Origin of the sequence: Salinisphaera sp. T31B1 (genome assembly GCF_040361275.1) — a bacterium.
Lineage (GTDB): Bacteria > Pseudomonadota > Gammaproteobacteria > Nevskiales > Salinisphaeraceae > Salinisphaera.
In genome coordinates this window covers 85,555-96,971 of record NZ_APNH01000001.1, presented here as the reverse complement: position 1 = coordinate 96,971, position 11,417 = coordinate 85,555, and the positions used below count along the sequence as shown (strand labels likewise).

The 11,417-nt window shown below is 64.5% G+C and carries 11 protein-coding genes; 8 read left to right on the top strand and 3 right to left on the bottom strand.

All coding sequences use genetic code 11. From position 1 onward, the window contains the following. Positions 1-190: 190 nt before the first annotated feature. The 6 genes from T31B1_RS00460 to T31B1_RS00435 all read left to right on the top strand — a co-directional run bounded on the left by T31B1_RS00460 (position 191) and on the right by T31B1_RS00435 (position 6,268). A complete protein-coding gene (locus T31B1_RS00460; protein WP_353247491.1) occupies positions 191-1,216 on the top strand; it encodes a TAXI family TRAP transporter solute-binding subunit in 1,026 nt (341 codons plus the stop codon). Between the two features lie 62 nt (positions 1,217-1,278). Next, positions 1,279-2,433 carry a CaiB/BaiF CoA transferase family protein gene (locus T31B1_RS00455; RefSeq protein ID WP_353247490.1) on the top strand — a complete coding sequence of 385 codons (1,155 nt, stop codon included), beginning with the start codon at positions 1,279-1,281 and terminating at the stop codon, positions 2,431-2,433. Further along, positions 2,430-3,152, top strand: coding sequence for an enoyl-CoA hydratase/isomerase family protein (locus T31B1_RS00450; protein WP_353247489.1), 723 nt, complete (start codon positions 2,430-2,432; stop codon positions 3,150-3,152). Before T31B1_RS00455 ends, T31B1_RS00450 begins: the two co-directional genes overlap by 4 nt. 24 nt (positions 3,153-3,176) lie before the next feature. Beyond that, positions 3,177-4,028 (top strand): CoA transferase subunit A, encoded by an 852-nt coding sequence (locus T31B1_RS00445; protein ID WP_353247488.1) that lies wholly within the window; start codon positions 3,177-3,179, stop codon positions 4,026-4,028. Continuing rightward, positions 4,021-4,755 (top strand): CoA-transferase subunit beta, encoded by a 735-nt coding sequence (locus tag T31B1_RS00440; RefSeq protein WP_353247487.1) that lies wholly within the window; start codon positions 4,021-4,023, stop codon positions 4,753-4,755. Before T31B1_RS00445 ends, T31B1_RS00440 begins: the two co-directional genes overlap by 8 nt. Positions 4,756-4,762: 7 nt before the next feature. Beyond that, positions 4,763-6,268 (top strand): class I adenylate-forming enzyme family protein, encoded by a 1,506-nt coding sequence (locus T31B1_RS00435; RefSeq protein ID WP_353247486.1) that lies wholly within the window; start codon positions 4,763-4,765, stop codon positions 6,266-6,268. A gap of 29 nt (positions 6,269-6,297) precedes the next feature. On the opposite strand, the gene T31B1_RS00430 is transcribed toward T31B1_RS00435, so the two are convergent. The 3 genes from T31B1_RS00430 to T31B1_RS00420 all read right to left on the bottom strand — a co-directional run bounded on the left by T31B1_RS00430 (position 6,298) and on the right by T31B1_RS00420 (position 8,826). Then, the gene (locus T31B1_RS00430) at positions 6,298-7,017 is read right to left on the bottom strand and encodes a DsbA family protein (protein ID WP_353247485.1); all 720 of its coding nucleotides are present in this window, start codon (positions 7,015-7,017) and stop codon (positions 6,298-6,300) included. Positions 7,018-7,252: 235 nt separating this feature from the next. After that, positions 7,253-7,837, bottom strand: coding sequence for a PRC-barrel domain-containing protein (locus tag T31B1_RS00425; protein WP_353247484.1), 585 nt, complete (start codon positions 7,835-7,837; stop codon positions 7,253-7,255). Between the two features lie 80 nt (positions 7,838-7,917). Beyond that, positions 7,918-8,826: a LysR substrate-binding domain-containing protein gene (locus T31B1_RS00420; RefSeq protein WP_353247483.1), complete on the bottom strand. Its 909-nt coding sequence runs from the start codon at positions 8,824-8,826 to the stop codon at positions 7,918-7,920. Between the two features lie 103 nt (positions 8,827-8,929). Between T31B1_RS00420 and T31B1_RS00415 the strand changes: the two genes are divergently transcribed. Continuing rightward, complete coding sequence (locus T31B1_RS00415; RefSeq protein WP_353247482.1) at positions 8,930-9,997, top strand: YeiH family protein; 1,068 nt, start codon at positions 8,930-8,932, stop codon at positions 9,995-9,997. Positions 9,998-10,498: 501 nt separating this feature from the next. Beyond that, complete coding sequence (gene cyoA / locus T31B1_RS00410; RefSeq protein WP_353247481.1) at positions 10,499-11,407, top strand: ubiquinol oxidase subunit II; 909 nt, start codon at positions 10,499-10,501, stop codon at positions 11,405-11,407. The last annotated feature ends 10 nt before the right edge of the window (positions 11,408-11,417 follow it).

Below are 11,417 nucleotides of genomic sequence, written 5' to 3'. Positions count from 1 at the left end.
GCGTTTGTCAATTGCATGACCCCGTGCCTGAAAACCCGCGCACGTCGGAGGGCGTGGGGCTGGTGCCGCTATCCGGCAGCTGGGGCTCACGTCGTTGACAAGCCGGGCGGAACACGGCTAGCTTGAATATGGAACGCACTATCAATATTCAGAACAACGGCTGACGGCCGATCATGCGAGGGAGAAAACAATGAAATCAATCAAGCGATTAGTGGCCTGCGCCGCGGTGGGAGCGATGCTCGTGCTCGGGGCGGCCCAGACGGCTGGGGCGGCCGGCCAGTCCTATATCCTGGCTACGGCGACACCCGGCGGCACGTTCTACCCGGTCGGCGTCGGGCTGGCCTCCCTGACCAAGGTCAAACTCGAACCCAAGACCGGTATCTCGCTATCGGCGATCAGCACAGCCGGCTCGGGAGAGAACATCAAGCTGCTGAGAGAGGATCAGGCTCAGTTCGCGATTCTTCAGGGCGTGTTCGGCGCCTGGGCGTGGGAAGGCGAGGGCCGGCTGGCCGATGCCGGCAAACAGCAACAGCTGCGCTCTATCACGATGCTGTGGTCCAACGTCGAGCATTTCGTGGTCCGCAAGAAATTCGTCGATACCGGTACGATGGCCGATATGGATAACCTGGTCGGGGGACGGTTTTCCATCGGCCGTCGCAACTCGGGAACGGAAGGCTCCGGCACCACGCTGTTGACCAATCTCGGCTATGACGTGAACGCCGACTTCAACCTAATGCATCAGGGCTACGAAGGCTCGGCCAACGCATTGCAGAACGGCGTGATCGGCGGCATGAACACGCCCGGCGGGGTGCCGGTCTCGGCGGTGACCCGGGCTTACGCTGCGATGGGCGACGATGTCCAGGTGCTGGACTTCACCGACGAGGAAATGGCCAAGGCCAACGGCAAGTATTCGCTGTGGACACGCTACGACATTCCGGCCGGCACGTATCCGAATCAGGACAAGGCCATCCACACCGTCGCCCAGCCCAACTTCCTTGTGGTCAATGCCGATGTTTCCGAGGACGATGTCTATAAGATCACCCAGGCGATCTACGAGAACCTGCCGTTTCTCAACAGCGTGCATTCGGCGACCAAGGTCATGAGTCTGGAGCATGCGCTGGCCGGTCTGCCCATGCCGCTGCATCCGGGCGCGGCGCGCTACTTCCGCGAACAGGGCGTCGAGATTCCGGACGCCTTGCAGCCGCCCGAGGCATAGGTCGAACCAGGTTCGCCGCCCGGCACGGCCCGTATTTCTATTGCTTAAATCAAGGAGACACCATGGACAGCCCGTTAGGCGGCGTCACCGTCATCGAGTTCTGCAACGTGGCTGCCGGCCCGTTCTGCGGCATGTTGCTGGCCGACATGGGGGCCGACGTGATCAAGGTCGAGAACCCCAACGGGGGTGACAGCCTCCGTGCCTGGCCGCCGATCACCGATGGCTATAGCGAGAACTTTGCTTCGCTGAACCGCAACAAGCGATCGGTGGCACTGGATCTCAAGAACGAGACGGATCGTGACAATGCCCGGCGGCTGTGTGAGAGCGCGCAGGTCGTCATCGAGAACAACCGCCCGGGCGTGATGGCCCGGCTGGGTCTGGGCTACGAGGAACTCAGCCGGGTGAATCCGGCGTTGATCTATGCTTCGATATCGGCGTACGGGCAGACCGGACCGCGCGCCCAGGAAGGTGGATTCGATCTGACGGTGCAGGCGATGAGCGGCATCATGAGCATCACCGGCGAACCCGGCGGGGCACCGGTCAAATGTGGCGTGCCGCTGGCCGATTTCTCGGCGGGGCTGTATGCGGCCTATTCGGTCGCCTCGGCGCTTCGCTCGGCCGAGAAGACCGGCCAGGGCGCCCATATCGATGTGCCCATGCTGGGCGCGACGCTCGGGATCGCCGCACTGCAGACCTCCGAGTATTTCGGCAGCGGCCGCGACCCGGAAAAGCTCGGCAGCGCGCATCCGCGAAATGCGCCCTACCAGGCGTTCGCCGCGCGCGACGGCTATTTCGGTATGGCGGCAGGCAACGATGCCCTCTGGAAGAAAGTGTGCTCGGTGGTCGACCGACCGGCGTGGCTGACCGATCCAAGGTTCGCATCACCCACCGACCGGGCAGCCCACCAGACCGAACTGCGCGAGATGCTGGAGGCGATCTTTGCCGAGGCCGATAGCGAAACCTGGCTGGCGCGCTTCCGAGAAGCCGGCGTGCCGTGTGCGCCGATCAACCGGTATTCCGAGGTGCTGGCCGATCCTCAGGTCGAGCACATGGGCTGGGTCCAGCCGCTGGAGCTTCCCAACGGTGTGGCGACCAAGACGTTCGGCTCGCCGGTACGTTTTTCAGGGGTCGGCCAGGGCGTGCGCCGTCGGCCCCCCGAGCTCGGCGAGCATACTGCCGAGGTACTGGCCGAGATGAATGGGCGGGCCACGGCATGAGCGAGCTGTTGACCGTCGATCGCACCGCCGGTGGCGTCACGCTGACGCTGAACCGGCCTGACAAACGCAACGCTTTGTCGGCCGAATTGGTCGAGGCATTGATCGACGCGGTAGATGCCGCACATGCCGAAGCCGCCGAGGTCATCGTGCTCGCCGGACGAGGAAAGAATTTCAGCGCCGGCTTCGATTTCTCGGGGTGGCAGGACGCCAGCGAAGGCGATCTCGTGCTGCGCTTCATTCGGATCGAGACGCTGCTCCAGAAGCTGGCCTGGTCACCTGCGGTGACCATCGGCCTGGCCCATGGCCGCAATTTCGGTGCCGGAGTCGACCTGTTCGGTGCCTGTCGACGTCGTATCGCGACCGATGAAGCGAGTTTTCGCATGCCGGGGCTTAACTTCGGGCTGGTGCTGGGCACGCGCCGCTTTGCCGCCTGCGTGGGCGCGGATACTGCGCGCGAGATCCAGTCGTCGACGCGTACTTTCGACGCCGAGGAAGCGCATCGGATCGGCTTCGTCACCGAGACGGCCGCCGTCGACGCATGGTCGGCGCTGGTAGACGACGAGTTCGCTCGCTCGCCGGATCCCGCCCGTGCGCTGCTGCACGGCGCGCTGGACGATGCGCAACCGGACCGGGATCTGGCCCGGCTCGTGCGTTCGGCGGCCGCGCCTGGTCTCAAATCGCGTATTGCCGCTTACCTGGCGCCCGCCGACAAGGCGTGAGCCCTCTTAGACAGGAGCATGATCATGTCCTCCGGATACATCAGTAAAGACAAGCGTATTCCACTGGCCGATCTCGCCGCCAAGATCACCGACGGCGCTTCGGTTGCGTTGGGCGGTAGTTTTCTGCATCGCGGGCCGTTCGCGCTGGTACGCGAGCTCATTCGCCAGGGGCGGCGCGATCTGGAGATCGTCAAACAGTCGCCCGGCTACGATATCGATATCCTCTGTCGTGCCGGGGTGGCCTCGAAAGCGCGGGCCGGCATCGTGGCGATGGAAGGCAACTTCGGACTCGCGCCGTATTACCGCAAGGCGGTGCAGGACGGCGCGCTCACACTCGAAGAGCATGCCTGTGCGAGTCTGACCGCCGGCTTGCGCGCGGCCGCCTTCGGTGTGCCGTTCCAGCCGTGCGGCGGTCTGCAGGGCAGCGCCTTTCCCAAGCTCAACGAATGGCAGCAGATCGACGACCCCTACGGCAGCGGCCAGTCGGTGTTCGTGATTCCGGCGATCCGTCCCGACTACGCAGTGATCCATGCCAGCGAGGTGGATGCCGCCGGTAACGTCCGTGTCTACGGCACCGCACACTGGGACCGCATCATGAGCCGTGCCGCGGACAAGGTACTGGTCGTGGCCGAACGCTGTGTCGATACCCAGACCTTCGTCGACGCGCCCGAAACGACGCTGATCCCTTATTTCATGGTCGAAGCGGTCAGCATTTGCCCGCGGGGCGCGTGGCCTGGGTCGAATCATCCCGACTACGACATCGATTACCCGGCCGTCGAGGCCTATCTGGAACAGGGCGACGACGTGCTCCAGCGCCATCTGGACAGCGCACCGGAAGTCGACGCCGACACACAGCGGAGTATGGCGCATGGCTGAGCAGTGGAGCGGTTTTTCCTATGTCGTGACCAATCTGGCGCGTTTCATTCGGCCGGAGGAGATCACCTTCTCCGGCGTGAATTCGACGCCGCCCATGCTGGCCTGTCTGCTGGCCAAACGCGCCTACGACTGGGACTTCATCTATATCAACGTAGCTGGCGGCGTCGATCCGACGGTCGAGAAGGTGCCGCTGTCGAGCTCCGACCCGGCGCTGGCGAACGGTTCGGCATCGATCTTCTCCAATGAGGATTTCTACGATCTGTGCACCCGTGGACGTATGGATCTGACGTTCCTGGGCGCGGCCCAGATCGACGGCGAGGGCAACGTCAACAATTCCGCGATCGGCGACTGGCACAAGCCCAAGGTGCGTCTGCCCGGCGGTGGGGGCGGGGCGGTCATGCTGCCTACCGCACGCCGCGCCTGTACCTGGCGTACCGAGCACTCCACCCGCACGCTGGTCGACAAGCTGCACTTTCTGACCTCCTGGGGCGGAATGAGCGGCGTGGTGACGCCGATCGCGGTGTTCGTCAAGCGGGACGGGCGGCTGGCGCTCGAATCCTGGCATCCGGAGGTCGAGCTCGAGGAAGTGCGCGAGCGGACGGGCTTCAGCTTCGATGCCAGCCAGGCCGCCCCCACGGCACCGCCGACCGAGGCCGAGCGGGCCGCGCTCGCCGCGATCGACCCGGATGGTCGTTTCGAGCAAGACGCTGCCATCAAGCTTCACTGAGGACACCATGCCCGAATCGACTCTTATTGCCGCCTATCGTCATCTCTGGACAAGTGACGACTGGCGCGATCGCGAGGCCCTGGCCAGCGACGACCTGACGCTCAGTTATGCCGAACTGCAACATCGGGTGCATACATTGGCCGGCGCGTTGGTGGCCGCGGGACTGCAACCCGGCGAGGTCGTGGCGCTGTCGATGGCGCGCACCGGTGACAGCGTCTGCGTGCTGCTGGCCATCCTGTTCGCCGGTGGGTCGGTCTGCCCTTTGGAGCCGCGGTTGTCGGCCGAGGAGGTGGGCGCGCGTCTGACCCGTATAGGCTGTCGGCGGGCGGTTACCGACACGACGCTCGTGCATCAGTTCGCTCACATGACGGATATCGACGTCGTGGATCGAATCAAGCTCAACGGCACCGACGGACCGGGCGCGCCCGAGGATCGCGTCGGACCGGATACGCCGGCGCTGACGCTTTTTACCTCGGGTAGCACCGGTACGCCGAAGGCCGTACAGCTCACCCACCGGGCGCTGGCCAACAATGCGTTCGGTCTGATTCGCCATACCGGTCTGACCCGTTCCGACCGGCTGCTGCATGTGATGCCGATCTATCACACCAACGGCATCAACAATCAGATTCTCGCGCCGCTGGCTGCCGGTGCGCGCATCGCGTTCGCGCCGCGTTTCCGTGCTGCCGATATGCCGGAATTGATGGCGCGCTACCAGCCGACGCTGGTCTCGGGCGTGCCCACCATGTATTCGCGCATGCTCGCCTACAGCTTCGATGACCGGGCCACCGCCCACCTGCGCATGATCCGCTGCGGATCGGCGCCCATCACGCCCGACCTGCACCGCCGTATCGAAGCCGCGCTGGGCGCGCCGGTGGTGGTGTCCTACGGGCTGTCGGAGGCGACCTGCACCTCGACCATGAATCCGCCTGATGATCGACGCATCGGGTCGGTCGGCACCACGCTGGTCAATCAGACGGTGGCTTTGCTCAAGACTGACGCGGACGAGCGCGTGGGTGCAGGCCAGCAGGGCGAGATCGCAATCGCCGGAGACAACCTGATGACCGGCTATCTGGATGAAAACGGGCGTCCGGATGCCTCGGTCATCGCCAGCGGCTGGCTGCGTACCGGCGATCTCGGTCGTTTCGACGACGATGGCTATCTGTTCATTACCGGGCGGATCAAGGATGTGATCATCCGCGGTGGCGAGAATATTCCGCCCGGGATGATCGAGGACGTGGTGACCGCACACGCCGGCGTCGAAGCCTGCTGTGTCGTCGGTCAGCCGGACGAGGACCTGGGCGAGGTCCCGGTGATGTTCGTGGTCGCCGCCGGCGATCAAAGCCCCAGTGCGCAGGATCTCATCGACCGGGTGGAGACACAGCTTTCACGCGCCCATCGCCCGGCAGCGGTCTGGTTCGTCGACAGCTTGCCTGAGAACGCCGTCGGCAAGGTTGATCGCAAGACGCTGGCCCGGCGTGTCGTCGAGCAGAGCGAAGGCGCCGCTACCTCCTAGCTGGGGATGGCGGCGGCGCCCCGGTGGATTCAGCCGTTGCCGCCGCCGCTCTGGCGCTCGACCGCCTGCTGGATACGCTCATAGCTGACCGCGCCCGAGAACAGCGTATCGCCGACGATGATCGTCGGCGTGGCGCGCAGGCCGATGGCTTTGCCGGCCTCCTGATTCTGGCTGATCACCTCGTCCGGGCCACCCTGGGTCATGCATTGTTCCAGTCGATCGGCGTCGACGCCCGATTCGACGGCCATATCGAGAAACATGGAGGTCGGATCGTCGCGCTGGGACCAGTCGCGCTGGGTTTCGAACAGCCGGTCGTGGTAATCCCAAAACCTGCCCTGGCGGGCTGCACAGCGCGCGGCGACAGCCGCCTGCTTGGCATGGGCATGCATCGGCAGCGGGAAGTCGAAGAACACGAAACGTGCCTTGCCGGATTCCACCATCTCCTCACGAATCCGTTTGGCCGTGGGCGCGAACGATCCGCAGGCCGGGCACTGATAATCGGCGAATTCGCGAATCGTGATCGGCGCGTCTGGCTTGCCGACGGATTCGCCCAGCGCGTCGTAGGTGTCCTCGAACTGGCTGATCAGGCTCGCATCCAGCGTGCGCGTATTGTCGTTGCCGGCAGATGGCGCCGAGGGCGACGAACGGAAACTGATGACCAGAATGGCGAGGATGATCAGCACACCCAGGATGAGGGCGGGCATGAACAGAGCACCAAACAGGCTCGACCGGGCGTTGTTCTGGCTCATGCGGTGGCTCCTTGTGCCGACAGGAAAAAACCAGCGCGCATCATAGCCTTTTGCCGGGCCTGGGTCAGGCAGGCCGGCCCGCGATCTTGCACCAGCCCGGAACGCGCACACCTCGCCATACCGGGTCGCTGAGACTGTGTCGTCTGGGAGACCAGGCTGGGCAGGCCCCGAATACAAGAAAGGGGCCGGACGGCCCCTTTCAGATCATGCCGTTGCCCCGGCAGAAAACGCGCGATCAGTGCGTTGCGTCGTCGGCGGCGTCCTGGGTGTTGTCGGCTGCATTGTCGACCGCGTCGCCGGTGGCGTCCGCGGCGTCGCTGGTTTCACCCTGAGCCCGATCGATGAGGTCGTTGGTGCCCTTCTTGATCCGAGTCCAGGCGTCGCTCGCGGATTCCTTGGTCTGCTGCCACGCGTCGCTGGCCTGCGACTGGGTGTTGTTCCACCACGCGTCGTTGTAAACCGGGTAGCCGCTGAGCTGGCTCGCGTCGGCGTTGAGCGTCACGCGATAGTTCGGCTCGGTCGGCTTGTCGCCACTCAAGGTTTCGACCGACAGCTGATCGGGCGACACCACATACGATTTGCCGCCGAGTCCGAACTTGCCCTCGGTCTCGACGATGAACGACTTGATCTGCATGTTGTTGTCCAGGATCACATCCTCGACCTCGCCGACCGCATCGTTCGAACCGCTGACGTAGACATCGGCGTCCATCAGTCGGTCGGCCGAATAGACTCCTTCGGGTTGTGCGGCGAATGCCATGCTGGTCGAGGCGGCGAGCGCGATGCCGATCAGGCCGGTGGTGGTGGTTTTACGAATGCTCATGATCCAGGTCCCTCTGAATAAAAGATAATTCGCGTCGTATCCTAGATTCGCCAACTGAACGCCGGCTGAAAGGACGTGGCTTATTCAGAGCTGGGGAGGGCGGCAGTCAATGCCGCAATCAGCCGCGCGATCAAGGCTGATCGTTGGCTGTTGCGTCGTTCGACACGCCAGAGCGGACGCCTCAGGGCCAGGCTGGGCAGATCGATGAACTGCACCCGCGACAGCGCACTGGCCTGGGTGGCGGCGTGCCGGCTCACGCAGGCCAGGCCCGCTCCGGCAGCAACGGCGCGCACGATCGAGCCGCTGTCGTCGATGACCAGCGCTGCGTGCGGCGCAGCCAGGCCGGCCAGTGCGAGGCTGTGTTCGAACACTGCGCGGGTGCCCGAACCGGGCTCTCGGGCGACCCAGGCATGGCGGGCCAGATTGTCCGCGGCTACGGTTTCGGTCGGATAATCGGGTGGGGCGATGATCTGCAGCGTATCGGTGGCCCAGGCGTGGGCGTCCAGGTCGTCGCGCTGTGACGGTCCCTCGATAAAGCCCAGATCGGCCTCGAAATCGGCGACGCGGCGTTCGGCGGTCGCACTGTTGCCGGAGACCACGGTCACGGCCAGCCCCGGATGCTCGCGACGAAGACGTGCCAGGGCCTGCGGCAGGATATAGCGGGTGATTGTGCTCGATGCGGCTAGTACCACACGGCCGACGATCGGCTGGTCGGCGCGTTCCGGCGACAGCCGCGTATCGATCGCGCCCAGTGCGGCCATCGAGGGGGCGGCCAGTTCGAGCAGCTGACGGGCGTCTGCGGTCGGGATCAGCGCCCGGCCGTGCCGTTCGAAAAGCGTCACATCCAACGCCAGGGCCAGCTCGCGCAGCGCCTGGCTGACCGCCGCCTGGCTCAGATGCAGCACCTCGGCCGCACGCCGCACCTGGCCGGTGCGCACGACGGTCGCGAAGATATCGAGTTGGCGAAGTGTGAAACGCGGCGCGGTCATTACTCAATGATAAGCAAAACCGAACGGTTGGATCGATATAATTCGATTTTAAGTAATCGTCGTTCGGCCTAGCTTGGCTGTCTACCGACTCCGGGAGATAGTTATGAGTGCTGAACAGGCGACCACCACCCCCCAATTCAAAGATTCGCCCGGGGTGTTGGCACGTGTGCCGGGCATTCTGCCTGGTCTGCTTTTGTGTATCGCGCTCGCGGGCGTGTCATACGCGATCGCCTCCTGGCCGGCGCTCAACGAAGTCGTGCCGTTGTCGGCGTTGACCGTGGGCATTCTCGTGGGCGTGCTGCTACGCCTTTGCGTGCCGTTGCCGGCCCGGGTCGAGCCGGGCATTCGCTGGACCCTTCACTATCTGCTGCGAGCCGGCATCATTCTGCTAGGTTTCCGGATCGTGTTGCAGGACATGCTGTCGGTCGGGTTCGGCGGACTCGCGCTGGTGGTGGTGGCCGTGACGACCACGATCCTGCTCGCCGTGGTTCTCGGTCGTGCGCTCAAGCTGCCGGATACGCTGAGCCTGCTGGTCGGCTGTGGCACGGGGATCTGCGGTGCCTCGGCGGTGGTCGCGGTCGACGGCGTCATCAAGGGGCGCGAGCAGGATGTCGCCTGTGCGATCGCCATGGTGACGGTCTTCGGCACCATTTCGATGTTCGCCTACCCGGCCATCGCCCACGCGATCGGCCTGTCGGAAGCGGTGTATGCGACCTGGGCGGGCAGTTCCATCCACGAGGTCGCGCAGGCGGTGGCTGCCGGTTTTGCCTTCGATCAGAACGCGGGCCTCGATGCCAGCCTGTTCAAGCTCTCGCGCGTGGCCATGCTGGCGCCGGTATGCGCGGTACTGGCGGTGTGGTGGCGGCGGCGCGCGCGCCAGGATGGCGACGGCGACGCGGCCGGGCGTTCGAGCGCGCCGTTTCCTCTTTTCGTGCTGTTGTTCGTGGTCATGGTCGGCGTGAATTCATTCGTGCCCATGCACGAAACCACGCGCACGACCCTGACCACGATCGATTCGGCCCTGCTGGCCGCCGCAATGGTAGCCATGGGTCTGCAGACCCGGCTGGTGTCGGTCGCTCGGCTGGGCTGGCGCCCGCTTTTCCTGGGCGCGGCGATCACGCTCTGGATCAGCGCGCTCGCCTTGAGCGGCGGTCTACTGCTTCACGGCTAGTCGTCGGTCTGTCGCCGCGGGCGCCCGCCCGCGGCCCGTCCGCACATGCATGCGCGCCGGCATGAACACGACGCCGGTGCGCATCGTTGTCCCAAGTAGTGCCGCTACGCCCCTATCGGCGGCACTCGGGCTGCGATATCTACGCGCTAGCGGCTCCGACCCGGCCGAGCAGGCGGACGGCGCGGGCGCATCGGTTTGTCCCGGGCCCGCGTAATTCGTTGTAACTTGTGAGGCGGTCATAGTCTGCGACAATGCCGACGATGATCGTTCGACCCTTTCGCGTGATCGCACAGGGGCGTAATATTAGTTGCACTGCACAATGACCGTTCCAGCAGACCGCATGTCGCGGTACGGCACGAGATGGAACAGCGGTCAGTTGTGCCAGCGAAGAGCCGCGCAGCCGCCCGACCCAGGGTCGTCCGGTGGGCTCGGCGATCACTGGTGGACCGGGCTCAAGGCAAGGTGATGTTCGTGAAAATGTCGAGACAAGGGAAGCACTCCGTGCGCCGATGGCTGCTGTTGTGTTCGAGCCTGTCGATGGTGCTGCTGCTCAGCGGCTGCGGTGTCGACGACTGGATTCAGGTGTTCCGGCTGGACACGCTGGTGACGTTTTTCACGGCCGGCCCGGTGGCCGCCTATGAACGCAACGTCATGCTGTTCACCTTCACCGTCATGCTGTTCGTGCTTGTGCCGGTGGTCGGTTTCACGTTGTGGTTCGCCTGGCACTATCGCTCGGGCAACAGGCACAACACCTATACGCCCAACTGGCACCATTCCGGGCTTCTGGAGGGCTTTCTCTGGGGTGGCCCGGTCGTGATCATCGTGGTCCTTGCGGTGATGACCTGGGTGACCACCTTCGATCTGGACCCTTACAAGCCGCTCGAGTCGGAGCACCCGACCGTCCGGGTTCAGGCGATCGCGATGGACTGGAAATGGCTGTTCATCTATCCCGACTACAACGTCGCGGCCGTCAACGAACTGGCCATGCCCGTGGATGCACCGCTGCAGATCGACCTGACCTCGGCAACCGTCATGAACGCGTTCATGATTCCGCGGTTGGGCAGCCAGATTATGGCCATGTCGGGCATGCGTACCCGCCTGCATCTGATGGCCGACAAGAAGGGCACCTTCTTCGGCAAGAACTACCAGTACAGCGGTGACGGATTCGCCGGCATGAACTTCGAGGCTCATTCGATGAGCCAGCAGGACTTCGATCAGTGGGTCGCCAAGGCGCGGGCTGCATCCCGTCCGCTCGATCTGGCGGCCTATCGCCAACTGGTCGAACCCAGCAAGAAAGTCGAACCGATCCTCTATTCCTCGATCCGGGACGGCCTGTTCGACTACGTCATTCAGCGGTTTCAGACCGGCGATGGCAAGGTGCCGCCGCCGGATCGACTGACCGATCGCTGATCTCTAGCGC